Here is a 22,657-nt window from a genome sequence, read left to right as displayed (position 1 = left end):
GAGCGAAAACGATGCGCTTGCTCAAACTCGTCCCCGACGACACCAACATCGACTTCCTGCAGTGGCGGAAAGTCGCCTCCTTCATGAGCTTTTTCCTGGTGGTCGTGTCGATCGCGCTGGTCGCGGTCAAAGGCCTGAACCTCGGGGTCGACTTTGTCGGCGGCCAGTCGGTCCGCGTCGAATTCAAGCAGGAAATGCCGCCGATCGACGAAATTCGCGAGAAGGTCGCTACGATCGGCCTTGGCGAGCCGACGATCCAGCAATTCGGGTCGGACAAGGCGATATCGATCCGCACCGCGCTGCCCGAGGGCGACAAGGCGACAGCCGACCGCGCGGGCGAACAGCTTGTCGCAGGAATTGCGAAGGCCTTTCCCACCGCCAAGACGGGTGCGGTCGAAACCGTGTCGGGCAAGGTGTCGGGGGAATTGCTGCGGACCGGCGCGATGAGCCTGGCGCTCGCGGTGCTGGGCATCTCGATCTACATCTGGATCCGCTTCGAATGGCAGTTCGGGGTCGGCGCGCTCGGCCGCCTGTTCCACGAGGTGTCGCTGACCTTCGGTTTGTTCGCGGTGACGCAGATGCAGTTCGACCTGAACAGCGTCGCGGCGCTGCTGACCATCGTCGGCTATTCGCTCAACGACACCATCGTCGTCTATGACCGTATCCGCGAAAATCTGAAGAAGTACCGGAAGATGGAGATCATTCCGCTTCTGAACCTCAGCATCAACGAAACGCTGTCGCGCACGGTGATGACCACGTTGGCGATGGTGCTGGCGCTCGGCATGTTGCTGATCTTCGGTCCCGACGTGATCTTCGGCTTCACCGCGGCGATGCTGTTCGGCGTATTCATCGGCGGCTATTCGTCGGTCCTGATGTCGACTCCGGTGCTGGTGTGGCTGAAGGTCGGCCCCGACAGCTTCGTGCCGCGCACCACGTCGGGCATTGGCGGCGGCGAGCGTATCGAGCGCAAGGACGACGGCGCGGTCGTCTGAGTATCGCTCGTCCCGAGGGAACCAGAGGGGGGCTTCGGCCCCCCTTATTTTTGGGTGCAGCGGCGCAGGTGGTCGGCGAGTTCGCGGCCGTTGCGGTCCCAGTCGAAGCGGCCTGCAAGCGTCGCGGCGACGTTCTGCGGAGTCGGCGGGGCGGCGAGGATCGCCTTTACGGCTTCCGCGATGGCCGCAGGCGTGCGCGCGACGATGCGACCCGCGACCGGCGAGGTGACGAGTTCGCCGGCGCCGCCGGCGTCGCTGATGACGATCGGCGTGCCGCAGGCGAGCGCCTCGACCCATGCGTTGGCGAGGCCCTCGCTGGCCGAGGGCATGACCACGATGTCGGCGGCGCGGTAGAGCCCCGGCAGGTCAGCATTGGCGATGGGGCCGCGGAAATGGACGCGGTCGGCGACGCCGAGCCGCTGGGCCAGCGCGCGATAGCGCGCTTCCTCTTCTCCCGCACCGACGAGCCAATAATGGATCCCGGGCAGCCTGGGCAGGGCGTCGATTACCAGCGCTTGCCCCTTGCGCGGGATCAGCGCGCCGACGGTGAGGATGACGGGGGCGTCGTCCATGCCGAACGCGGCGCGCGTGGCGACGCGGTCGCCGGGCGCGAAGCGGGCGGTGTCGATGCCGGTATAGTGGACGGCGATCTTGGCTGGGTCGATTCCGATCGCAGCCATGTCGCGGCGCATCGCGTCGGAGACGGCGAGCAGGCCAGCGGCCTTGTCGGCGGCCTCGATCAGTTGCGGCGTGGTCACCGGGTCATGGCCGAAATGGCTGATATCGGCACCCCGCGCCTTCACCGAAAAGGGCAGGTCGAGCGCGTCGGCCACGCGCATGGCTGCGGGGCCGTCGGGGTAGAAGAATTGCGCATCGACAACGTCGAAGGACTGGTCGCCGGTGGCGCGAAGCACCGCACGCGCGATCTTCGCGGGGTTGAAGCGCGAACCGACTTTTGGGAGCAGCGTGAAGCGCGGGCGGCGGACGGTGAGGCCGTTCCAGTCTTCGTGAAGCGGCAGGTCGCGCAGCGCGCGGTAGCGTGGATGGAGCGACAGCGGGAAGGGCGGCAGGCCAACTGGGGCGACGATGGTGAGGTCGATGCCGGGTTGCGCCGTGAGGGCGCGCAGGCTTTTTTCGACGAACAGCCCGAAGTTGGGGCGCGCGGCATCGGGAAAAAGCGTCGCGATCGACAGGATGCGGAGGGGAGTCATGTCGCAGGTCCCATCAATTCGTCATTGCTTTGCTTCGCTCGCAAGGACGAGTGTTTTGATCACAGGCTGCGGATCAGCCGGGCCGCGACCGCCGCCCAGGGCGGGTTGCTGACGACCTGTTGGCGCTGGCCGATGCCGAGCGGGAGCAAATGGAGCTTTTCGCCGTCGACGTTGAGCAGGCGGGCGAAGAAGAAGCGGCCGGCGGGGCGCGGGACGAGCAGGTCGCGGTTGAGCGCGCCAGCCCAGTCGCCCTCGATCTTGCGGCACCAGATTTCGTCGCCGGCGCGATAGTCGCCGATCGACGCAGACACGCGCACCGCGACCATATCCTCGCCCGGACGTGCGGTGAGTGCCCGTTCGACGCGTGTCGGGGCGATCGCGCCGTCGGGACCGAGCAGCGCGGTGACCGTGAGCTGGGTGTCCTGCGGCAGTTGCACAAGCTCCGCCGCTTCGACCCCGAGCGCCTTGGCGATGCGGTTCATCCAGCCGAGCGACAGGGTGCGGGTGCCGGTTTCGAGGCGGCCGATCGTCTGCGCCGTGGTCGGCGGGTTGCAGCGCTGCCCGACCTCTTCGAGTGTCAGACCCTTGGCGCGGCGGACGGCGCGGATGCTGTTGATCATGGCGACCTCATTGTTGAAATTTGTTGATAACCAAATCGGTTTCTTCTTTCCTAAAAAACATTCCATTGTCAAGCCGGGGTTTCGATGAAGGAGACTCGCATGCCTGCACGCCGCCTTGAAACCCGAATCCATCCCGACGACCGGCTCGATCCGGGCAAGGCCGGGCCACAAGTGATGCGGCATGTGACGGTCAATTTGGGCGAGAGTCCGATCGCATGGCTCGCGGCGCGCGGGCATCTCACGGCCGCGCAGCTTGATGCAGGCGAGCGGCTGCGCGGCGATTATGAGCGCGCGGGACTGTCGGCGCGGGTGACGATGCGCTGGGACGCCGCCGCGCCGGCAAAGACACGCGGCGGCGCGCGCGTGGCGGACGCATCATTGGCGCGGATCGACGCGCACCGGCGCTTCCATGCCGCGCTCGACGCGGTGGGGCCGGGGCTGGCCGACATTTGCTGGCGGGTGATCTGCGCGGGCGAGGGGATCGGTTGCGCCGAAAAGGGGCTGGGCTGGCCGGCGCGGTCGGGGAAATTGGTGCTGGGGCTAGCGCTCGACCGGCTGGCGCGGTTTTACGGGACGGGGTGAGGTCAGCCGAAGATTTTTCTCGCTTCGGTTTCGTCCTCAACGAACGTGTTCTCGACGCGTTTAGACTTGGTGAGGTAGAGCGACCAGATGGTTGCAAAGACGGCGGCCTGGAAAATTCCGACGAAATAGGTCGCATCGAGTCCCGCGGCCATCAGGTCGGGCCATAGCGTCCACGCAACGATCAGATCAAGAATCAGGGGGCCGAAGGCGAGCACCCACAACCCCCGAACCACCAGACGAACCGATGCCCGGGTGTGCACGCGCGCGAGTCTGTAAGCCAGGAACCACGCAAGCGCGATTGTTGCAGATGCCAGCACCCAACTGAAAAGTGAATAGGTCTGCCAGCTTGAGCCGAGTTGCGCCTCCGTCTGCGCATCAAGCTCTAGCATCTTTGCGGTTTCGAGAAGGATACGGATCGGCGAGATAACCGACAGGATGATGATGAAGGTCAGAAGCCATCCGCCGACGCCCTTCAACTCCGGCTGATCCGAATAGTCGGTCACAATATAGTCCCCCCGTGTTCCTGAACGGCCCTTGTGTGAGAAGGCGCGTTTCGGAGCAAGGGCATTAGCCGAGCGCTTCGACCGCCTCCGCCAGTTCGAGCCAGCGATCTTCCGCTGCGGCCTTTTCGTCGCGCAGCGTTTCGAGCTTGCCGGTCAGCGCATTGAAGCGCGCGTTGTCGCGGGTGAAGAGACCACCGTCGGACAGGTCGCTTTCGATTCCGGCCATTTCTCTTTCGATCGCCTCGATCCGCGCAGGCAGCAGATCATAGTCGCGTTGGTCCTTGTAGCTGAGTTTTTTGCGCGCCTGCGGCGGGGGAGGCGTCGCGCCGGTGGATGCGGACTTCGCTTTTACCGCGTTCGGCTTGACCCGCTTGGCTTCCCAGTCGGCATAGCCGCCGGCGACGATGTCGACCTTGCCCGTTCCGTCGAGGCCGAGGGTGACGGTGACGGTGCGGTCGAGGAAATCGCGATCGTGGCTGACGAGCAGCACGGTGCCGGCATAGTCGGCGATGACTTCCTGCAACAGGTCGAGCGTTTCGAGGTCGAGGTCGTTGGTCGGCTCGTCGAGCACGAGCAGGTTCGATTCGCGGGCGAATTCGCGCGCGAGCAAGAGCCGCGAGCGTTCGCCGCCCGACAGCGCGCCGACGCTCGCCTCGACGACGCCGGGGTCGAAGAGGAATTCCTTGAGATAACCCTGAATGTGCTTCTTGACCCCGCGCACCTCGACCCAGTCGCCGCCGTCGGCGAGGATATCGCGGACGCGCTTTTCGGGCGACATCAGGCTGCGCTGCTGGTCGATGACGATGCCGTCGAGGGTCGGGGCGAGGGTGATCTTGCCGCTGTCGGGCGCGATTTCGCCGGTGAGCAGTTTGAGCAAGGTCGACTTGCCCGCGCCATTGGCGCCGACGATGCCGATGCGGTCGCCGCGCTGGACGCGGAAATCGAAATTCTTGATGATCGGGCGGTCGCCGAAGCTTTTGCTGACATTTTCGGCGACGATCACCGATTTGGAGCGGACATCATCGTTGGCGAGGCCGAGCCTGGCGACGCCGGGACCGCCGATCATCGCGGCGCGGGTGGCGCGCATTTCCTTGAGCTTTTCGAGGCGCCCCTGATTGCGCTTGCGGCGCGCGGTGACGCCGCGCTCAAGCCAGTGCGCTTCCAAGCGGAGCTTGGAGTCGAGGCGCTGTGCGGCGCGGGCTTCCTCCGCCGCGACCGAATCACTCCATTCCTCGAAGCCGCCGAAGCCGATTTCCTTGCGCCGGATGCTGCCGCGGTCGAGCCACAGCGTCTGGCGCGTCAGGCGGGTGAGGAAGGTACGGTCGTGGCTGATCGCGACAAAGGCGCCGGTGTAGCGCGCGAGCCAGCTCTCGAGCCAGTCGATCGCGGCGAGGTCGAGATGGTTGGTCGGCTCGTCGAGCAACAGCACGTCGGGGTTTTGGGCCAATGCCCTTGCCAGTGCGGCACGGCGGCGCTCGCCGCCCGAGGCGCTGGCGGCGGCGCGGCTCATGTCGATGCCGAGTTGGTCGGCGATCGCCGCGACCTCATAGGCCTCGGGCGCGTTGGGCGCGGCGACGGCGAAATCCATGAGGGTATCGAAAGGTCGGAAATCGGGTTCCTGTTCGAGCATCACGACATGGGTGCCGGGCACGATCACGCGCTTGCCTTTGTCGGCGTCGATCTGTCCGGCGAGCAATTTGAGCAGGGTCGTCTTGCCCGCTCCGTTGCGGCCGATCAGCGCGAGGCGGTCGCGCTCGCCGACATAGATGTCGAGATTCTGAAACAGCCAGCCGCTGCCCTGCACAAGGCCGAGGCCTTCATATGATAAAATCGGGGCTGCCATGATGAACGGCTCGCTACTGAGGTGTTCAGCATCATGCAAGCGCCGTGGAGGCAAAGGCCGGAACGGGTCGCCTCCGTCTGCGTTCGGGGGGCACGACCCGGAACTGGCCGGGGGTCCGGCCGACAGGAGAAGAACATGACGAAGCATATGCTCACCGCTATGGCCAGTGGACTGGCGCTGATGGCGGCAACGCCCGCGCTTGCACAGCAAGGGGGAACGACGGTGACGACAGCGACGACGCAGGGCCCGATCCTGACCTTCAGCGTCAGCGAGGAAGTGCGCTCGCGCCCCGACCAGGCGACCGTCGGCGCCGGGGTGACGACGACCGCGCCGACCGCGGTCGAGGCGATGCGCCAGAATGCCGCCGCGATGGACAAGCTGATCGCCGCAGCGAAAGCGCGCGGGATCAAGGCCGAGGATATCCAGACGAGCGGCATCAACCTGTCGCCGCAATATGACTATAACAATCAGGTGGCGGGCCAGCCGCCGCGCTTCATCGGCTATCAGGTGTCGAACACGGTGCGCGCGACCACGCCGAAGATCGACGACATCGGCCCGCTGCTCGACGCGCTGGTCGCCGCGGGCGGGACGAACATCGACGGTCCCTATTTTTCCATGAAGGACCCCGATGCGCAGCTCGTCGGTGTGCGCGGCACGGCGATCAAGGCGGCCGAGGCGAAGGCGGCAGACTATGCCAAGCTCGCGGGATATCGCGGTGCCGAGCTGGTGTCGATCAGCGAAGGCAGCTTTGGTGGCCCGCAGCCGCCGATGCCGATGGTGCGCCTGCAGGCGATGGACGCCAAGGCGACCCCGGTCGAGCCGGGCCAGGTCGCGAACACGCTGACGCTGAGTTTCGAGTATCGGTTGGTGCGGTAATTCGGGTCGGGAGCTGGCTAGTCCAGCTCCCCCTCCGCCCACGGCCAGGGCCGTTCGCGGAACCATTTTGTGATGATATATTTGCGTCCCTTGCGCACCTTCATCCCGTGGTGGAGCGTGTCGTCGTTCGTCGTGCCGTCGGGGCGGACATTGTTCCAGGCGAGCAGCTTTCCGGCCTCGGGCTGGTGCATCTTGCCGGTCGCGAGGAAACGCGTCGCGCCGCCCGCGGGCGGTTCGTTGAGGTAGATCATCAGCGTCCAGCTGCGCTGACCGGGGATCGCGCAATATTGCTCCCAATCGGAGCCACGCGGATCGAAAAAATCGGTGTGCGCCTTAAATTCCTGTCCGACGTCATAGCGCTGGCCCTGCAGCGGCTCGCCATAGGGCAGGGGAATGCCGGTGAGCGCGTGGAGCCTGTCATTCACGGCGCGGACGACAGGGTCACGATGGTCGAGGTCGCAGGTCGCGCTGGTGCGGAAGGCTTCGTCGCCGTTGGGATCGGCGATCGTCGAGGGGCGCACGTCGCGATCGATGCGCTCGATCAGCGCGGCGCAGGTATCGGCGTCGAGGAAGCGCGAGAGCATATATTGCTGCAGCTTGGGCGTCGGCGCGCGGCGGATGCCAGGCACGGCGGCGAGGCGATCGGCTGTGCGGTCGGCGCCCGAAGTGGCCATATCGACGATCCTGTCGGTCATGCCGCGCTTTTAGGGGGCATATGTTTCACGAACAATGCTTGACGAACGGGGCCTCCCGCGCCTATCGCCGCGCGCTGTCGAGGCCGCTTAGCGCGCCCTCTTCGCTTATGTGGCGACCATAGCTCAGTTGGTTAGAGCGCCGGTTTGTGGTACCGGAGGTCGCGGGTTCGAGCCCCGTTGGTCGCCCCATTTTCTCAATCATCGCGCATATGCGGGATTTGGGGTGACTCATCGTCGCTATTGGATTATTACGTATCAACGTAATTTTCTAACGCGAGGAGTCGCGCATGTCTGCTGTCTGGGATTTCGCCGATTTCGACGATCATGAGCATGTCCACATGTTCCGCGATCGCGCCAGCGGGCTGACCGCGGTCATCGCGGTGCATTCGACCCACCTCGGCCCCGGCGCGGGCGGGGTGCGCTATTGGCATTATCCGCAGCGCAAGGCGGCGATCACCGATGCGCTGCGCCTGTCGCGGGGCATGAGCTACAAGAACGCCATGGCGGGCCTGCCGATGGGCGGCGCAAAGGGCGTGATCCTGGCCGACGAGGGCGCCGAGAAGACGCCCGAGATGCTTGCGGCCTTCGGGCGCGCGGTCGATTCGCTGGGCGGTGCCTATGTTACCGCCGAGGATGTCGGCATGTCGGTCGCCGACATCGTCGCGATTTCGCATCAGACCAAGCATGTCAGCGGGCTGCCCGTGGCGAGCGGCGAAGTGGGCGGCGATCCGGGTCCGCAGACCGCGCTGGGCGTCTATCTGGGGATACTCGCCGCGATCAAGAACGGTCTCGGCACCGACAGCGCCAAGGGCGTGCGCGTCGCGATCCAGGGCGTCGGCAGCGTCGGCGGCGGGGTCGCGCGGCGGCTTGCGGCCGATGGCGCGATCCTGACGCTCGCCGACGTCAATCTGGCGCGCGCCAAGGCGCTGGCGGACGAACTGGGTGCCGATCTGGCCGATTCGGCGGCGATCATGGAGATTGAGGCGGACGTTCTTAGCCCCAATGCGCTCGGCGCGATCCTGACCGAAGAGAGTATCGCGAAGCTGCGCGTGCCGATCGTGTCGGGCGGCGCGAACAACCAGCTCGCGACCGCCGCCGACGGCCAGCGCATCCACGACTGCGGCATCACCTATGCCCCCGATTATGTGATCAACGCGGGCGGCATCATCAATGTCGCGCTCGAATATCTGGGGCAGGGCAATGCCGAGGAAGTCGAGAGCCGCATCCGCCAGATCCCCGGCCGGCTGGCCGACATCTGGGCCGAGAGCAAGGCGAGCGGTACCCCGGCGTCGGTCGTCGCCGACCGGATGGCGCAGAAGCTGATCGGGCGCGGGTGATTTCGGGGCAACGGAGCATCGCGTGGTGATGCTCTGGATTGCCGCGTCGCTTCGCTCCTCGCAATGACGAGATTTTGATACGCTTCGTCATTGCGAGCGAAGCGAAGCAATCCAGAGCGGCAAAGCGCGAGCGTCGGGGATGGCGGACCGCTCAATTTCCGCTAAGCCCGCCCGTGATGAAGCGGCATTTCTACCTCGTCTGTGGCTGGCTGTCGCTCGCGCTCGGCGCGATCGGGGCGTTCCTGCCGCTGTTGCCAACGGTACCGTTTGTTATCCTCGCGGCCTTTTGTTTCGCCCGCTCGTCGCCGCGGCTTGAGGCGTGGTTGGTCAATCATCCGCATTTCGGGCACCATATTCTCGCCTGGCGTGAGAAGGGGGCGATCAGCCGCAAGGGCAAGGTCGCGGCGACGGCCGCCTTCGCTTTCAGCATCCTGCTCGCTTTGCTCTTTTCGCCCTGGCCGTGGATGATGGTGCCGATCGTCGTGGCGGCGGTGACCGGGAGCTGGATCTGGACGCGGCCCGAGGGGTGAGGCAATTTTGACCTCGCTCAATGCGATAGACGATGCGGGGCGCCGAAGCGCGGCGCTTGACCTTGTTCGCGGGGCGGGCGAGAGAAGCGCCGCCGGGTCGCGCCGGGCAATTCACTGGACCGATATATCGGCCTCACCTAAAGACGACGCGAACCGATGCACGCCTATGCGAATCCGACCCGTTTCCTGGCAATCGCCAAACCGCTGACACCGTGGCTGCTCGGCGTCGGGCTGCTGTTGCTGCTCGCGGGCAGCTGGGCGGGGCTCGCCGTGGTGCCGGGCGATTACAAGCAGGGCGAAACCGCGCGGATATTATATGTCCATGTCCCGTCGGCCTGGCTCGGCATGGGCGGCTGGACGAGCCTTGCGATCGCCGGGCTGATCCAGCTCGTCTGGCGCCATCCGCTGTCGGGGATCGCGGCGCGCGCGATCGCGGTGCCGGGGATGTTGTTCACGGCGCTGTGCCTCGCCACCGGGTCGATCTGGGGGCGGCCGACATGGGGGACCTGGTGGGAATGGGACGGCCGGATGACGTCGATGCTCGTCCTGCTCTTTCTTTATGCCGGCTTCATCGCGCTGACCAATGGCGACGAGGGGCAGAAGCAGGGCGGATCGCTGTCGCGTGGCGCCGCTATCTATGCGCTGGTGGGCGCGATCAACATCCCGATCATCAACCGCAGCGTCGTGTGGTGGAACAGCCTGCATCAGGGGCCGAGCATCACGCTGCGCGGATCGAGCATCGACGGCGCGTTGCTTTGGCCGCTGGGTTTGACTGTATCGGGTTTCTCGCTGCTGTTCGGCGCCATCGTGCTGATGCGGATGCGGCGGATCATCGCCGACAACCGCGTCGCCGCGCGATTGCGGCGGCTCGCCGACGATGAGGGGAATTGACGCGTGACCGGGGTGATCAGCGGGGGCGGCCAATGGGCCTTTGTCGCGGCGGCCTATGGGCTGACCGCCGTGCTGACCGGCATCGTGCTGTGGTCCAGCTGGCACGCTATGGTGAAGGCTGAGAAGCGCAGCGATGCGCTGCGCGCCAATAATCGGCGCGGCGAGACGCCGCGCGGGGACCCGAAATGAAAGCCAAGCATCAAAGACTGATCCTCGCCGTCGTGGCGCTCGCGGGCGTCGCGGGCGCGGGCGTGCTCGGCGCAAGCGCGCTCCGCGACGAGGCCGCCTATTTTCGCACGCCGGAGGAGATCAAGGCCGGCAAGGCGATCATCGGCGAGCCGATGCGGCTCGGCGGCATGGTTGCCAAGGGCAGCATCGAACGGCAGGGCGACGGGGTGACGATCCGCTTCGTCGCGACCGACGGCAAGGCATCGGTGCCGGTGCAGTTCACCGGGATCGTCCCGGACCTGTTCGCCGAGGAGAGCGGCATGGTCGCCGACGGCCGGATGCGTGCCGATGGCACATTTGTGGCCGACAAGATTCTGGCCAAACATGACGAGAAATATATGCCACCGCAGATGGAAGGCATGGACAAGGCCGTGGCCAAGGCGGCGCCCAAGACATGAGTGTTATTTTTACTCGTCATTGCGAGGAGCGAAGCGACGAAGCAATCCAGAGCGGTGCAAGGCCGCCCCTGGATTGCTTCGCTTCGCTCGCAATAACGAGGTTTTTTGGTGGGCCGGAGGGGGCGCTGGATAGATGATCGCCGAACTTGGCCTTGCCCTGTTGTGGATCGCGGCGGCGCTCGCCTGTCTCTCGCTCGTCGCGGGGACGCTGTATCTTCGTGGTGGGCAGAAGGATCTGGCGGCGCTGGTGCGGCCGGCGAGCGTCGCGCAGGGCGTGCTGACCGCTGCGGCCTTCGGCCTGCTGATCGCGCTGTTCGTGCGGTCGGACATGTCGGTCGAGCTGGTCGCGCGCAACAGCAACAGTTTGAAACCGATGCTGTTCAAGGTTGCCGGCGCGTGGGGCAATCACGAAGGGTCGATGCTGCTGTGGCTGACGATCCTGGGGATTTCCGGCGCGCTGGTTGCGATTTTCGAGCGGCGATTGCGCGAGGATACGCTGATCGCGACGCTTGCGGCGCAAGCGGCGCTGAGCCTCGGCTTCTTTGCCTTCCTGATCTTTTCGTCCAACCCGTTCAACCGTTTGCCGGTCGCACCGCCCGACGGGCAGGGGCTCAACCCGCTGCTCCAGGACCCCGGCCTCGCCTTTCACCCGCCGACGCTTTACGTCGGTTATGTCGGGCTGTCGGTGGCGTTCAGCTTCGCGGTCGGTGCGCTGATTACCCGCGAGATCGGCCCGGCGTTCGCGCGCGCGATGCGGCCGTGGGTACTCGGAAGCTGGATTTTCCTGACGCTGGGCATCACCGCCGGCAGCTATTGGGCCTATTATGAACTCGGCTGGGGCGGCTGGTGGTTCTGGGATCCGGTCGAGAATGTCTCGCTGATCCCCTGGCTCGCGGGGGCTGCGCTGCTCCATTCGGTTGCGGTGACCGCGACGCGCAACGCGTTGCGCGCGTGGACGGTGATGCTCGCGGTGATCGGCTTTTCGATGTCGATGGTGGGGACCTTCATCGTCCGGTCGGGGCTGCTGACCAGCGTGCACAGTTTCGCGGTCGATCCCGAGCGCGGGACCTTCCTGCTCGCGCTGATGGCGATCTATATTGGCGGCGCGCTGACTTTGTTCGCGCTGCGTGCCGGGACGGTCGCCGAGGGCAAGAAATTCGCGCTGCTGAGCCGCGAGGGATCGCTGGTGATCAACAACCTCCTGCTGACGACGATCCTCGCGCTGGTGCTGCTCGGCACCCTCTATCCGATCGTCGCCGAGGCGATGGGCGAGAAGATTTCGGTCGGGCCGCCCTATTATAACAAGGTAGCGGGGCCGCTTGCGCTGATCCTGTGCCTCGTCATGGTCGCGGGGCCGTTGCTGGCATGGCGCAAGGACGATGGCCGGAAACTGCGGTCGCGGCTGCCGATGGCGGCGTTTGCCGGGGCGCTGGTGCTGGTTCTGCTGGTGATTTTTGGCGGCAAGGTCGGGATTCTGCCGCTGCTCGGCATGTCCGTTGCGGGCGTCGTCGCAGTTGCCAGCCTCGCACCCTTGTGGGGCCGCAATCTTCGCCGCACGCCGCTGCCGACCTGGGGCATGGTGATCGCGCATTTCGGGGTCGCGGTGACGCTCGCCGGGATGGGCGCCGAGAGCGCCTTCATCAAGGAACGGCTGGTCGCTGCGGCGCCGGGCGAGACGGTGCGGGTCGGCGATTTCGACGTATTATTCAAGGGTGTGCAGCCGGTCGCGGGGCCGAATTATACCGCGATCGAAGGCACGCTGATCGCGACGTCGGGCGGCGGGTCGCATGTGCTGAAGCCCGAATCGCGGATGTTCCCCGGGCTGATGGGCACCGCGCCGACCGAGACCAACGAAGCCGCACTGCTGACGCGGCCGGGCGGGCAGCTGTATGTCGTGCTCGGCCAGCCGGTGCCGGGCGCCGATGGCGCCGCCGACCGGTACCAGCTGCGGCTATGGTGGAAACCGCTGGTGTGGTGGATATGGCTGGGCGGCGGGCTGATCGCGCTCGGCGCGGCGCTTTCGATGCTTGGCCGCGCGCAATTGTTGGCGCTGTGGCGGGCACGGCGCGCGCGCAAGGATGAGGGCCGTTGGAAATGAAGTCGCGCTGGGTCCTGTTCGTGCCGTTGGCGATCATGGGATTGCTGTTCGGTGCCTTTGTCTATCGGCTGACGGTGCCGGGCGAGAAGCTGATCGAGTCGCAGTGGATCAACAAGCCGATGCCGCTGTTCGACCTGCCGCCCGCGACCGCGGGGGTCGAGGGATTGAAGAGCAGCCAACTTGCCGACGGGCGGCCGCGGCTGGTCAACGTCTTTGCCAGCTGGTGCATCCCGTGCCGCGCCGAAGCGCCGCAGCTCGAGGCATTGAAGGCCGCCGGGGTCCCGATCGACGGCATCGCGATCCGCGACCGGCCGCAGGATGTCGCGCAGTTCTTGGCTGACGTGGGCAATCCGTTCGACCGCATCGGGTCCGACGTGCAGAGCAGCGTGCAGATCGCGCTGGGATCGTCCGGTGTGCCCGAAACCTTCCTGATCGATGGCAAGGGCATTATTCGCGAACAGATTCAGGGCGTGATCCTCGCCGAACAGGTGCCCGAGATCGTCGCCAAGCTGGAGGCGATGAAGTGAGGCCGCGCCTCGTCCTGCTCGCGCTGCTGACGCTGGTCGCGGCGCCTGTCGCGGCGCAGGACCGGTTGCCGCCCGCGCCCTATGCCTATCAGCAGCTCGCCGATCCGGCGCAGGAGGCGAAGGCCAAGGCGCTGATGGACACGCTGCGCTGCCTCGTTTGCCAGGGCCAGTCGATCGCCGACAGTGACGCGCCGCTGGCGGGCGACATGCGCAACGAGGTGCGCGGCAAGATCGCCGCGGGCGAAAGCCCCGATGCGATCCGCGACTGGCTGATCGCGCGCTATGGCAATTGGGTGAGCTACGATCCGCCGTTCGACATGGCGACCGCCTTCCTGTGGCTCGGGCCGCTGCTGTTCCTTGCGCTTGGCGGCTGGCTCGCCTTCGGGCGCTTCCGGCGCGGCGATGCCGAGGGGGAGGATGCGGCATGATCTGGCTGTGGATATTGCTCGCCGCGGCGCTGACGATCGGTGCGATGATGTGGCTGGGCAAGCTGCCGCCGGCGGCGCGGCCGCTCGCGGGGGCGGCGGTGATGCTGGGGCTTGCGGGCTATGCGCTGCAGGGCAGTCCGGCGCTGCCCGGCAAGCCCGTAGCGGCGGCGGCCGACGACTCCGGTTTCGGTCAGGCGCTGACCGATCCGCGGCAAGGCATGGCCGACCGGTTCGGCCCCGCCGCCCAATGGCTGGGCATGTCCGATGGCTTTGCGCGCACCGGCAGGACCCAGCTTGCGGCGCAGACGCTGGAAAAGGGACTCGAAAAATATCCGGATAATGTCGATCTGTGGGTCGGCCTTGGCAACGCGCTCGTCGCGCATGGCGGCGGGGTGATGTCGCCGGCGTCGGCGCTGGCGTTCGACGAAGCGGCGCGGCGCGACCCAACGCACCCGGCGCCGCCGTTCTTCGCCGGACTCGCGCTGGCGCAGGGCGGCGATCTGAAAGGCGCCGAGGCGGTGTGGGGCGAATTGCTGCGGCGCAGCCCCTCCGATGCGCCGTGGCGCCCCGACCTCGAGATGCGGCTCGCGCAGCTTCGCCAGGCGATGGGGCCGCAGCTGCCACCCGAAACACCGGCTGGGGTGCCGGGCGGCGCGGCCCCCGAGACCACCGGGGCGCCGTGACGCGCGCACGGTCCATTTTCTACCACTGGCCTTTTCCCACGGCTGGGCTAAAGGCGCCCGATGACTGCTGAGTCGCACATGGCGGCAGGCGGCGCCGACGGCGCCGCGCCCGACGCCGCCGAAACCGGCCAACCCGGTCACGGCCATCACGGTGACGGCAAGCTGAAGCTTGCGGTCGGCGCCGTCGGCGTCGTGTTCGGCGACATCGGCACCAGCCCGCTCTACGCGTTCCGCGAGACCTTTGCCGGCCATCATTCGATCGATGCCGACCGATTGCACATCTATGGCGTGCTGAGCCTCGTCTTCTGGTCGATGATGCTCGTCGTCACCTTCAAATATGTGCTGACGATCATGAAGGCCGACAACAAGGGCGAGGGGGGCAGCCTGGCGCTGCTCGCGCTGATCAGCCGGTCGTCGGGTGAGAAGCGCTGGACCTGGCCGATCATCCTGCTCGGGGTGTTCGCGACCGCGCTCTTCTATGGCGACAGCATGATCACGCCCGCCATGTCGGTGCTGTCGGCGACCGAGGGGCTGAGCTATATCAACCAAGGCTTCGATCCCTATATCGTGCCGATCGCGCTCGCGATCCTGATCGGGCTGTTCGCGATCCAGTCGCGTGGGACGGCAAAGGTCGGGATGCTGTTCGGGCCGATCATGCTTTGCTATTTCCTGATGCTCGCGACGCTGGGGGTGATGCATATCGTCGACCATCCGTCGATTATCATCGCGACGCTCAACCCGCTGAATGCGCTGAACTTCTTCTATGTCGACGGCTTCACCGCCTTCATCGCGCTGGGCGCGGTGGTGCTTGCGGTGACCGGGGCGGAGGCGCTCTACGCCGACATGGGCCATTTCGGGCGCGGGCCGATCGGGCTCAGCTGGCTCGCCTTTGTGCTGCCGGCGCTGATGCTCAACTATATGGGGCAGGGCGCGATGGTGCTCGAGGCCGACGTCGGGCAGCGGCTGGGGCTGATCCAGGATCCCTTCTTCCTGATGATGCCCGAGGCGTGGCAGGTGCCGGTGGTGATCCTGGCGCTGCTGGCGACGATCATCGCCAGCCAGGCGGTGATCTCGGGCGCCTTCTCGCTGACTCAGCAGGCGATCCAGCTCGGCTTCATCCCGCGCCTGCGCGTCGAGCATACCAGTGCGTCGGCGGCGGGGCAGATCTATATCCCGGTGGTGAACTGGTTCCTGATGACGATGGTCATCATCCTCGTCCTCTTCTTCGGATCGTCGAGCAACCTTGCCGCAGCCTATGGCATCGCGGTGACGGGGGCGATGTTCATCGACACCTGTTTGCTGAGCGTCGTGCTGTTCACGCTGTGGAAGTGGCCGGCGTGGAAGGCGCTGCCGGTGCTGGCGGTCTTCTTCATCGTCGACATCGCCTATTTCGGCGCGAATCTGATCAAGGTGCCCGACGGTGGTTGGGTGCCGCTGGCGATCGGGCTGATCATCTTCACGATGCTCACCACCTGGTCGCGCGGCCGCAAGCTGATGCAGCAGGAAATGGCCGACGGCGCGATGCCGATCCCGGTGTTCGTCAAGTCGGCGGCGAACAGCGCGACGCGGGTGCCGGGCACCGCGGTGTTCATGACGTCGAGCGCCGACGGAGTGCCGCACGCGCTGCTCCACAACCTCAAGCACAACAAGGTGCTGCACGAGCGGATCATCCTGCTGACGATCAAGATCGCCGACGTGCCCTTCGTCCCCGAGGCGAAATTCTGCACGCTCGACGATCTGGGGCAGGGATTCCATCGGCTGATCCTGCATTACGGGTTCATGCAGCCGGTCGACGTGCCCGCGGCGCTGCACCGCGTCACCGGATGCGGCGGCGATTTCAAGATGCTCGAGACGAGCTTTTTCCTGTCGCGCCAGACGCTGATCGCGGCGAGCACGCCGGGCATGCCGATCTGGCGCGAACGGCTGTTTGCGTGGATGCTGCGCAATTCGGAAAGCGCGATGGAATATTTTCGCCTGCCGACCAACCGCGTCGTCGAACTGGGCAGCCAGGTCGCGATCTGACGCACCTCCGTTTCGGACGTATCGTCGCAATAAGCGTTTGAACAAGGCGGGCAGTCTTGCGATGCTGCCGCGAACCGAGGCCAGCGGGTCAGGACCCCAGAGCGTGATGCCATGATATTGACCCGCCGCGACCCGACGACCCGGCCGGAGGTGCACGCGCCCTTTGCGTTGATCGTAGGGAAAGCGGTGGCCGACGATGCGCTCGAAGGCGTGATGCGGCGCATGGGGCTCCGGCCCGACGCTGCGCGGGCGGGCGGATTGCCGTTGCAGCTGACGCTGGGAGGGCTGACCGTGACGATCGATCGCGCGGCGCCGGACGACTTCGCGCTGGCGAATCCGGGCGATGTCGCGACGAGCAGCCTGGGGACGCCGCTGCCCGCGGATTGGCGCGATGCCGGGGGGAGCTGGATCGTGCGGTCGGCGCGGGGCGACGGGATCGCGGCGGCGCCGTTCGACACCTTGTTCCAGATGATCGTGCTGCTGATCGACGCCTTCGACGCGGACCACATCTTCTGGTCGCCGGCGCGGTTGTGGACCGACGCAAGGCAGTTTCGCGGCGCGATCGCCGAGATGCAGACGAGCGGCATGCCGCCGGTGCTGCACCTGATCGCCTTTCGCCGCCGCGACGGCGCCGCGGACCCGCATGTCGCGACGCGCGGGCTGGCGGCCTTTGCCGGGCAGGAACTGGACGCGGCGGTTCCGCCGGGGTGGGACATGGCAGCGATGGTCAAGCGGCTGGCGCGCCTGGCGCTCGACATCATGCTCCACGGGCCGGTCGTGCAGCCGCAGCAGACGCCGGGGCTGCAGGCCGGGGAGTGGGTCGCACTGACCCCGCAGGGCGGCGCGCGCGACGGGCCGGCGGCGGTGCTGGTCGAGTTCAGTTTCGATCGGTGATGGGCGGGGGCGCTGCGCCCGATCCGCCCCGATGCCGCTGGTCCTGCGCCGCGCCCGCCGAAACGGGATATCAGCGCCACCACCTGATCCCCGTCGTGCTGTTACAGCGACCGCAGATGGCGGCGATGTTTGCGCAATTGCACGGTGCGGGCTTCGCGCTGCAGCGCTTCGATCGCAACGGGCTGTTGCTGCCGGGCAACGAGCGGCTGGCGCTGGTGTCGGGACACGCACTGCACCGCGGGCCGCATCACGCGTATAGCGACGTCGTTGCGGCACGGGTAGAACAGGTGCGCGCATATCATGCGTTGCAGGCGGCGCGCGATCCGGTCGCGGCAGCGCGCGTCGCGGCGATGCGGTTGCGGTTGTTGCAGGACGTCCTCCGGCGGTCGCTGACCGACCGACACGGCACAACCTTCTGGCTCAACCGTCGCGACCCGATGCGGTTGTTCGCCGACCGACCCTATCTCGACGATGCGATCGACCGGTTGTTTGCCGGGTAGGACGTGGTTGCCGAGGCCGGGCTATGCCTGCTCCCAAACATCCGTAAAGAGGGAGCATGATCAGCTTTTTCACGCACCATAAAAGTGGGTCGAGCGCGCTTGTTTCCTTTTTGGGGCAATTGAGTGACGGTAGCGGGCAGCCATTGTTCCTGTCGCATCTGGGATCCACGCGGCCGCCGACGGGCGATGGCATCTGCTGCTTGTCGAATGCCCAATATGATGTGGTTAAAGGCCATGTTCCGGGTTTTGCGCTGCACCTCGTCAGGAACCCGCTTAACATCGTTCAGTCTGCCTATTATTCGCACAGGCACACGCATAGCCTGGATGGATGGCCGCAACTGGCCGCGCAGAGGGAGATGCTGAAAAGCGTCGACAAAACGCGCGGCATGCTGATGACCGCGACCTTCTGTAACAGTGAGGAATTTTATCCGGAAACGGCCGGACCCTTATATGCGATACGAAACTGGAATTACGACGATCCCGCGATCAAAACCCTGCGCATCGAAGATGGCTTCGACAAATTTACCGATTTTTTGCGCGCGGCGCTGGGGGAAGCATCGGGGTCGCTGAAATGGCCGGACCAGGCGAACTTCACCTTCGAAAAGCTCTCCGTCGGCAGGAGAGCCGGCGAAATCGATGACGGATCCCATTATCGTTCGGGCGATGTCGATGCGTGGAAGACCGAACTGCCCGCCGAGGTTGTCCGCTACGTCGTCAGCGAATGCCGGGAGGTGCTCGAGCGCTTCTATCCCGAAAGCCTCAAATGGGCGCAGGATCACTTTTAGGCATCGAGGCGCCGGTCTGCCTTTAAAGCCGAACTTTCGCCTCCAACTCGCGGCGCGCGGCAAGATATTGGTCTTCGAGCTGGGCGACGAAGTCGGCCACGGGCAGCACGCTACGCACCGGGCTGATGCCCTGGCCCGAGCCCCAGATGTCCTTCCAAGCCTTGACCTTGGTGTTGCCGCCCGAGCCGAAGTTCATCGTCTTGAGGTCGCCTTCGGGGAGATTGTCTGGGTCCATGCCCGATGCGACGATCGAGCCGCGCAGATAATTGCCGTGCACCCCGGTGAACAGGTTCGAATAGACGATGTCGGCGGCGCGGCCCTCGACGATGCCGTTCTTGTAGCCCGGATCGGCATTGGCTTCGGCAGTCGCGATGAAGGCGCTGCCGATATAGGCGAGGTCGGCGCCGCACGCCTGCGCGGCGAGGATCGAGCGGCCGTGGCCGATCGCGCCCGACAGCGCGACGGGGCCGTCGAACCATTCGCGGATTTCCTGCACCAGCGCGAAGGGCGACTGGACGCCGGCGTGGCCGCCCGCGCCCGCGGCGACGGGGATCAGGCCGTCGGCGCCCTTTTCGACCGCCTTGCGCGCGAAACGGTCGTCGATGACGTCGTGGAGGGTGATGCCGCCCCAACCATGCACCGCCTGATTGAGTTCCTCGCGCGCGCCCAGCGAGGTGATGGTGATCGGCACCTTCCACTTGGCGCAGGTCGCGATGTCGGCTTCGAGCCGGTCGTTCGATTTGTGGACGATCTGGTTGACCGCATAGGGCGCCGACAGGCGGTCGGGATTGTCGCGATCCCATGCCGCCAGTTCTTCGGTGATCTGGTGGAGCCATTCGTCGAGCAGCGCCTGCGGCCGGGCGTTGAGCGCCGGGAAGCTGCCGACGACGCCTGCCTTGCACTGCGCGATGACGAGTTCGGGCCCCGAGACGATGAACAGGGGCGAACCGATAACGGGCAGGCGCAGGCGGTCGAAGATCGGGGGAAGGGCCATGAATCACGCACTCCGGTTGGTTGCTCTTTGCAACTGACCTTAACGTAAACGGAAAGCGAGGCAAGGGGGAACGATGAGCCGGCCATTGTCAAAAAAGGGAACTCGTCATTGCGAGCGCAGCGAAGCAATCCAGAGTAGCGTATACCACTCTGCATTGCTTCGCTGCGCTCGCAATGACGATGTGATCAACGGGACCGTCTGTGCTGGAATCAGAGCGCCGAGAGATCGATATCCCCGTGCCGGTCGAGCCACTGCGGCGCCTCGGGCATCGGATATTTGAGGCCGGTCGCGCAGTTGAACAGCACGACGCGTTCGTCGGGATCGACATGGCCGTCCCTGATCGCCTGGTGATAGGCGGCGAGCGTCGCGCCGCCTTCGGGGCAGAGCAGCAGACCGTCCTGACGCGCCGCTGCGTCGACCGCGGCGAGGATCGCGGGGTCGCCGACCGCGAGCGCGGCGCCGCCTGACGCGCGGACGGCGCGGAGGATCAAGAAATCGCCGACCGCGCGCGGCACGCGGATGCCCGCGGCGACGGTCGCGGCATCCTCCCAGCGTTCGGCATGCTCCTCGCCCGCCTCATAGGCGCGGACGATCGGGGCGCAGCCCGATGCCTGCACCGCGTACATGCGCGGACGCTTCGGACCGATCCAGCCGAGCGCTTCGAGTTCGTCGAAGGCTTTCCACATGCCGATCAGCCCGGTGCCGCCGCCGGTGGGATAGAAGATCGCGTCGGGCAATTCCCAGCCGAATTGCGCCGCGAGTTCGAGCCCCATCGTTTTCTTGCCCTCGATCCGATAGGGTTCTTTCAGCGTCGAGAAGTCGAACCAGCGGCCCTCGGCGGCACCGCGTGCGACGATCGCGCCGCAATCGTCGATCTGGCCGTTGACGCGCCAGACGCGCGCGCCCTGCGCGGCGATTTCGCGGACATTGATCTCGGGCGTTTCCTCAGGCGCGAGGACGATCGCCTCGATCCCGCAGCGCGTGGCATAAGCGGCGAGCGCGGCGCCGGCGTTGCCGTTTGTGGGCATCGCGATTTTGGTGACGCCGAGTTCGCGCGCCATCGCGACCGCCATCACAAGGCCGCGCGCCTTGAACGATCCGGTCGGCAGGCGGCCTTCGTCCTTGACCAGCACGTTGGGTCCGCCCGAGCGCGGAATCGGGACGAGCGGGGTTTCGATTTCGCCGAGTGAAACGATATTTTCGGTGTGCCGAACCGGGAGCATTTCGCGCCAGCGCCACATATCGGTCGGGCGTGCCGTCAGCGTGTCGCGGGTCAGCGCGGCGCCGATGGCGTCGAGATCGTAGCGGACGAGCAGCGGCCGGCCTGCGGCGGACAGGCCGTGAAGCTGGTCCGGCGGGTAAATCTCGCCGGTCAGTGAACATTCGAGATGGGTGACAAATGTCGGGCGGTCGGCGTGGATATTCTCGTTCATCGCTTCAGCGCGACCCTATCCCCGGGGTCGGGGCGTCCTTCCAGTCGACGCGGTAGAGGTCGAAGCGGCGGTCGCGCAAATTCTGCACCGCGCCGCTCTGGCGGCTGGTGAGCAGGTCGGCGAGGCTGAGGTCGGCGATCGCAATGGTCTCGGTGTTCGGCGCGGTGTCGGCGGCGACGCCGTCGCGCGCGAAGGCGAAGTCCGACGGGGTCAGGATCGCGCTTTCGGCATAATGGATGTCCATATTCTCGACGTTCGGCAGATTGCCGACGACCCCCGAGGTGATGACATAGCATTGATTTTCGACCGCCCGCGCGTGGCAGCAATAGCGGACGCGCAGATAGCCGCGGCGCTCGTCGGTGCAGAAGGGGACGAACAGCATCATCGCGCCCTGGTTGACGAGATGGCGCGCGAGTTCGGGGAATTCGCTGTCGTAACAGATCATCACCCCGATCGGCCCGCAATCGGTGTTGATCGCGTCGGCACCGTGGCCGCCCTTGATGTTCCACCACCGGCGCTCGGACGGGGTCGGGTGGAGTTTCTGCTGGGTGTGCACCGACCCGTCGCGCAGGAAGACATAGGCGATGTTGAGGATGTCGCCATTGGCGGCGCGGGTCGGGTGCGATCCGCCGATGATGTTGATATTATAGCTGACCGCGAGCTTTTCCATGAAGGCGACATAGCGTTCGGTATAGTCGGCGATCTTTTCGATCGCCGCTTGCGGTTCGAGCTTCTTCTTTTCGATCGACAGCAATTCGAGCGTGTAAAGTTCGGGAAAGACGACAAAATCGGCCTTGTAGTCGGCGGCGACGTCGACGAAATATTCGACCTGTTCCTCGAACTCCTCGATCTTCGAGATACCGCGCATCTGGAATTGGACGGTCGCGACGCGGACCGAGGCGGGCAGGCGATCGGGGACCGCGCCGCGCGCCTTGGGATTCGCGGCGTCCTGTGGCTCGAGCGGGTTTTCCCAATACATCAACACGGCATGGCCGCCGCTGTCGAGGTCGCGGCGGTCGTAATGATGGAGCACCGAGCGCGGCTCGAACCCTTGCGCGATCTGGAAATTGATCACCGGGTCGCGCAGTTGCTTCTCGATGACGGCGTCGAGATAATCCTGCGGGTCGGGATATTTGCGGCGGCGGCGGGCGTAACCCGGCATACGGCCGCCAAAGGCGATGCCCTTCAGCTCGTAGGATTGGCACAGTTCCTGGCGCTTGCGATAGAAGCGCTGGCCGATGCGCAGGCGGCGGTAATCGGGGTCGACGCACACCTCCATGCCATAAAGCACGTCGCCGTCGGGATCGTGGCTGGTGCCGAAACCGCCGCCGCTGATCGCGCCCCAGCGATGATCGGTGAACACCGCCGCCTGCGGCACGATGAGCGTCGCGCAGAGGCCGACGATCGCGCCTTCATATTCGGCGACGAACTGACCTTCGGGGAAATTGTTGATCTGGCCGCGGATTTGCGCCGCCGAATAGCCTTCGCCGCGGCCATAGACCTTGGCGGTCAGGCGCGCGATCGCGGCGGCGTCACGGGGAGCACTGTTGCGGATGACGAGCTTGGCTTTGGTGGAGTCCATGGAGC

Annotated in this window: 24 protein-coding genes and 1 tRNA gene; 17 read left to right on the top strand and 8 right to left on the bottom strand. The window is 65.9% G+C overall.

Annotated elements, in window-relative coordinates; all coding sequences use genetic code 11:
• Nucleotides 1–11: 11 nt before the first annotated feature.
• Nucleotides 12–992, top strand: coding sequence for a protein translocase subunit SecF (gene secF, locus AC3WS4_RS00810; RefSeq protein WP_056349696.1), 981 nt, complete (start codon nucleotides 12–14; stop codon nucleotides 990–992).
• A gap of 44 nt (nucleotides 993–1,036) precedes the next feature.
• On the opposite strand, the gene AC3WS4_RS00805 is transcribed toward secF, so the two are convergent.
• Nucleotides 1,037–2,203, bottom strand: coding sequence for a glycosyltransferase (locus tag AC3WS4_RS00805; protein WP_492740233.1), 1,167 nt, complete (start codon nucleotides 2,201–2,203; stop codon nucleotides 1,037–1,039).
• A gap of 59 nt (nucleotides 2,204–2,262) precedes the next feature.
• On the bottom strand, nucleotides 2,263–2,823 hold the full coding sequence (locus tag AC3WS4_RS00800) for a helix-turn-helix domain-containing protein (protein WP_492740234.1): 561 nt from the start codon (nucleotides 2,821–2,823) through the stop codon (nucleotides 2,263–2,265).
• Between the two features lie 99 nt (nucleotides 2,824–2,922).
• On the opposite strand from AC3WS4_RS00800, the gene AC3WS4_RS00795 reads away from it, so the two are divergent.
• Nucleotides 2,923–3,405, top strand: a complete 483-nt coding sequence (locus tag AC3WS4_RS00795; protein WP_056349703.1) for a DUF6456 domain-containing protein — start codon at nucleotides 2,923–2,925, stop codon at nucleotides 3,403–3,405.
• A 2-nt stretch (nucleotides 3,406–3,407) separates the two neighbouring features.
• On the opposite strand, the gene AC3WS4_RS00790 is transcribed toward AC3WS4_RS00795, so the two are convergent.
• Complete coding sequence (locus tag AC3WS4_RS00790; RefSeq protein ID WP_187139449.1) at nucleotides 3,408–3,908, bottom strand: DUF2569 family protein; 501 nt, start codon at nucleotides 3,906–3,908, stop codon at nucleotides 3,408–3,410.
• A gap of 64 nt (nucleotides 3,909–3,972) precedes the next feature.
• Nucleotides 3,973–5,751 (bottom strand): ABC-F family ATP-binding cassette domain-containing protein, encoded by a 1,779-nt coding sequence (locus AC3WS4_RS00785; RefSeq protein ID WP_492740235.1) that lies wholly within the window; start codon nucleotides 5,749–5,751, stop codon nucleotides 3,973–3,975.
• Nucleotides 5,752–5,886: 135 nt separating this feature from the next.
• On the opposite strand from AC3WS4_RS00785, the gene AC3WS4_RS00780 reads away from it, so the two are divergent.
• The gene (locus tag AC3WS4_RS00780) at nucleotides 5,887–6,627 is read left to right on the top strand and encodes an SIMPL domain-containing protein (protein ID WP_492740236.1); all 741 of its coding nucleotides are present in this window, start codon (nucleotides 5,887–5,889) and stop codon (nucleotides 6,625–6,627) included.
• A gap of 17 nt (nucleotides 6,628–6,644) precedes the next feature.
• Here AC3WS4_RS00780 and AC3WS4_RS00775 read toward each other — a convergent pair whose 3' ends face one another.
• Nucleotides 6,645–7,322, bottom strand: a complete 678-nt coding sequence (locus AC3WS4_RS00775; protein ID WP_492740237.1) for a prolyl hydroxylase family protein — start codon at nucleotides 7,320–7,322, stop codon at nucleotides 6,645–6,647.
• A 112-nt stretch (nucleotides 7,323–7,434) separates the two neighbouring features.
• Between AC3WS4_RS00775 and AC3WS4_RS00770 the strand changes: the two genes are divergently transcribed.
• From AC3WS4_RS00770 to AC3WS4_RS00705, 14 genes are all read left to right on the top strand, one after another.
• Nucleotides 7,435–7,511, top strand: a tRNA-His gene (locus AC3WS4_RS00770).
• A 98-nt stretch (nucleotides 7,512–7,609) separates the two neighbouring features.
• Entirely contained in the window at nucleotides 7,610–8,659 is a 1,050-nt protein-coding gene (locus tag AC3WS4_RS00765; protein WP_492740238.1) for a Glu/Leu/Phe/Val family dehydrogenase, read from the top strand.
• 176 nt (nucleotides 8,660–8,835) lie between these two features.
• Nucleotides 8,836–9,189 (top strand): YbaN family protein, encoded by a 354-nt coding sequence (locus AC3WS4_RS00760; RefSeq protein ID WP_492740239.1) that lies wholly within the window; start codon nucleotides 8,836–8,838, stop codon nucleotides 9,187–9,189.
• A 156-nt stretch (nucleotides 9,190–9,345) separates the two neighbouring features.
• Nucleotides 9,346–10,080 (top strand): heme ABC transporter permease CcmC, encoded by a 735-nt coding sequence (gene ccmC, locus AC3WS4_RS00755; RefSeq protein WP_056349713.1) that lies wholly within the window; start codon nucleotides 9,346–9,348, stop codon nucleotides 10,078–10,080.
• A gap of 3 nt (nucleotides 10,081–10,083) precedes the next feature.
• Nucleotides 10,084–10,269, top strand: a complete 186-nt coding sequence (locus AC3WS4_RS00750) for a hypothetical protein (RefSeq protein WP_492740240.1) — start codon at nucleotides 10,084–10,086, stop codon at nucleotides 10,267–10,269.
• Nucleotides 10,266–10,706, top strand: a complete 441-nt coding sequence (gene ccmE / locus AC3WS4_RS00745) for a cytochrome c maturation protein CcmE (protein ID WP_492740241.1) — start codon at nucleotides 10,266–10,268, stop codon at nucleotides 10,704–10,706. Before AC3WS4_RS00750 ends, ccmE begins: the two co-directional genes overlap by 4 nt.
• 133 nt (nucleotides 10,707–10,839) lie before the next feature.
• Nucleotides 10,840–12,804 carry a heme lyase CcmF/NrfE family subunit gene (locus tag AC3WS4_RS00740; protein WP_056349718.1) on the top strand — a complete coding sequence of 655 codons (1,965 nt, stop codon included), beginning with the start codon at nucleotides 10,840–10,842 and terminating at the stop codon, nucleotides 12,802–12,804.
• Entirely contained in the window at nucleotides 12,801–13,331 is a 531-nt protein-coding gene (locus AC3WS4_RS00735) for a DsbE family thiol:disulfide interchange protein (RefSeq protein WP_056349720.1), read from the top strand. Before AC3WS4_RS00740 ends, AC3WS4_RS00735 begins: the two co-directional genes overlap by 4 nt.
• Nucleotides 13,328–13,759, top strand: a complete 432-nt coding sequence (locus AC3WS4_RS00730; protein WP_187139457.1) for a cytochrome c-type biogenesis protein — start codon at nucleotides 13,328–13,330, stop codon at nucleotides 13,757–13,759. The genes AC3WS4_RS00735 and AC3WS4_RS00730 overlap by 4 nt, the downstream gene beginning before the upstream one ends.
• A complete protein-coding gene (locus AC3WS4_RS00725) occupies nucleotides 13,756–14,442 on the top strand; it encodes a tetratricopeptide repeat protein (protein ID WP_492740242.1) in 687 nt (228 codons plus the stop codon). Before AC3WS4_RS00730 ends, AC3WS4_RS00725 begins: the two co-directional genes overlap by 4 nt.
• Before the next feature lie 60 nt (nucleotides 14,443–14,502).
• Nucleotides 14,503–16,464: a potassium transporter Kup gene (locus AC3WS4_RS00720; RefSeq protein ID WP_082545115.1), complete on the top strand. Its 1,962-nt coding sequence runs from the start codon at nucleotides 14,503–14,505 to the stop codon at nucleotides 16,462–16,464.
• A gap of 111 nt (nucleotides 16,465–16,575) precedes the next feature.
• A complete protein-coding gene (locus AC3WS4_RS00715) occupies nucleotides 16,576–17,358 on the top strand; it encodes a hypothetical protein (RefSeq protein WP_492740243.1) in 783 nt (260 codons plus the stop codon).
• Nucleotides 17,358–17,858, top strand: coding sequence for an AHH domain-containing protein (locus AC3WS4_RS00710; protein ID WP_492740244.1), 501 nt, complete (start codon nucleotides 17,358–17,360; stop codon nucleotides 17,856–17,858). The genes AC3WS4_RS00715 and AC3WS4_RS00710 overlap by 1 nt, the downstream gene beginning before the upstream one ends.
• Nucleotides 17,859–17,914: 56 nt before the next feature.
• The gene (locus AC3WS4_RS00705; RefSeq protein ID WP_492740245.1) at nucleotides 17,915–18,643 is read left to right on the top strand and encodes a hypothetical protein; all 729 of its coding nucleotides are present in this window, start codon (nucleotides 17,915–17,917) and stop codon (nucleotides 18,641–18,643) included.
• A gap of 22 nt (nucleotides 18,644–18,665) precedes the next feature.
• On the opposite strand, the gene AC3WS4_RS00700 is transcribed toward AC3WS4_RS00705, so the two are convergent.
• The 3 genes from AC3WS4_RS00700 to AC3WS4_RS00690 all read right to left on the bottom strand — a co-directional run bounded on the left by AC3WS4_RS00700 (nucleotide 18,666) and on the right by AC3WS4_RS00690 (nucleotide 22,652).
• Nucleotides 18,666–19,637 carry an NAD(P)H-dependent flavin oxidoreductase gene (locus AC3WS4_RS00700; protein ID WP_492740246.1) on the bottom strand — a complete coding sequence of 324 codons (972 nt, stop codon included), beginning with the start codon at nucleotides 19,635–19,637 and terminating at the stop codon, nucleotides 18,666–18,668.
• Nucleotides 19,638–19,846: 209 nt separating this feature from the next.
• On the bottom strand, nucleotides 19,847–21,070 hold the full coding sequence (locus AC3WS4_RS00695) for a threonine synthase (RefSeq protein WP_492740247.1): 1,224 nt from the start codon (nucleotides 21,068–21,070) through the stop codon (nucleotides 19,847–19,849).
• Nucleotides 21,071–21,074: 4 nt separating this feature from the next.
• On the bottom strand, nucleotides 21,075–22,652 hold the full coding sequence (locus AC3WS4_RS00690; protein ID WP_056349737.1) for a bifunctional GNAT family N-acetyltransferase/carbon-nitrogen hydrolase family protein: 1,578 nt from the start codon (nucleotides 22,650–22,652) through the stop codon (nucleotides 21,075–21,077).
• Nucleotides 22,653–22,657: the final 5 nt, after the last annotated feature.

This window comes from Sphingopyxis sp. EU05-FHT14B03 (assembly GCF_058790875.1).
Note: the sequence above shows the minus strand (reverse complement) of the source record. Positions and strands in the feature narration are given on the sequence as shown.

Bases quoted from the DNA above. Each gene is read 5' to 3' on its own strand.
- AC3WS4_RS00765 (WP_492740238.1), top strand. From the start codon at position 7,610: ATGTCTGCTGTCTGGGATTTCGCCGATTTCGACGATCATGAGCATGTC.
- AC3WS4_RS00795 (WP_056349703.1), top strand. From the start codon at position 2,923: ATGCCTGCACGCCGCCTTGAAACCCGAATCCATCCCGACGACCGGCTC.
- secF (WP_056349696.1), top strand. From the start codon at position 12: ATGCGCTTGCTCAAACTCGTCCCCGACGACACCAACATCGACTTCCTG.
- AC3WS4_RS00705 (WP_492740245.1), top strand. From the start codon at position 17,915: ATGATCAGCTTTTTCACGCACCATAAAAGTGGGTCGAGCGCGCTTGTT.
- ccmE (WP_492740241.1), top strand. From the start codon at position 10,266: ATGAAAGCCAAGCATCAAAGACTGATCCTCGCCGTCGTGGCGCTCGCG.
- AC3WS4_RS00805 (WP_492740233.1), bottom strand. From the start codon at position 2,203: ATGACTCCCCTCCGCATCCTGTCGATCGCGACGCTTTTTCCCGATGCC.
- AC3WS4_RS00720 (WP_082545115.1), top strand. From the start codon at position 14,503: ATGACTGCTGAGTCGCACATGGCGGCAGGCGGCGCCGACGGCGCCGCG.
- AC3WS4_RS00700 (WP_492740246.1), bottom strand. From the start codon at position 19,637: ATGGCCCTTCCCCCGATCTTCGACCGCCTGCGCCTGCCCGTTATCGGT.
- ccmC (WP_056349713.1), top strand. From the start codon at position 9,346: ATGCACGCCTATGCGAATCCGACCCGTTTCCTGGCAATCGCCAAACCG.
- AC3WS4_RS00800 (WP_492740234.1), bottom strand. From the start codon at position 2,823: ATGATCAACAGCATCCGCGCCGTCCGCCGCGCCAAGGGTCTGACACTC.
- AC3WS4_RS00695 (WP_492740247.1), bottom strand. From the start codon at position 21,070: ATGAACGAGAATATCCACGCCGACCGCCCGACATTTGTCACCCATCTC.
- AC3WS4_RS00710 (WP_492740244.1), top strand. From the start codon at position 17,358: ATGGGCGGGGGCGCTGCGCCCGATCCGCCCCGATGCCGCTGGTCCTGC.
- AC3WS4_RS00775 (WP_492740237.1), bottom strand. From the start codon at position 7,322: ATGACCGACAGGATCGTCGATATGGCCACTTCGGGCGCCGACCGCACA.
- AC3WS4_RS00725 (WP_492740242.1), top strand. From the start codon at position 13,756: ATGATCTGGCTGTGGATATTGCTCGCCGCGGCGCTGACGATCGGTGCG.
- AC3WS4_RS00715 (WP_492740243.1), top strand. From the start codon at position 16,576: ATGATATTGACCCGCCGCGACCCGACGACCCGGCCGGAGGTGCACGCG.
- AC3WS4_RS00690 (WP_056349737.1), bottom strand. From the start codon at position 22,652: ATGGACTCCACCAAAGCCAAGCTCGTCATCCGCAACAGTGCTCCCCGT.
- AC3WS4_RS00740 (WP_056349718.1), top strand. From the start codon at position 10,840: ATGATCGCCGAACTTGGCCTTGCCCTGTTGTGGATCGCGGCGGCGCTC.
- AC3WS4_RS00760 (WP_492740239.1), top strand. From the start codon at position 8,836: ATGAAGCGGCATTTCTACCTCGTCTGTGGCTGGCTGTCGCTCGCGCTC.
- AC3WS4_RS00785 (WP_492740235.1), bottom strand. From the start codon at position 5,751: ATGGCAGCCCCGATTTTATCATATGAAGGCCTCGGCCTTGTGCAGGGC.
- AC3WS4_RS00735 (WP_056349720.1), top strand. From the start codon at position 12,801: ATGAAGTCGCGCTGGGTCCTGTTCGTGCCGTTGGCGATCATGGGATTG.
- AC3WS4_RS00780 (WP_492740236.1), top strand. From the start codon at position 5,887: ATGACGAAGCATATGCTCACCGCTATGGCCAGTGGACTGGCGCTGATG.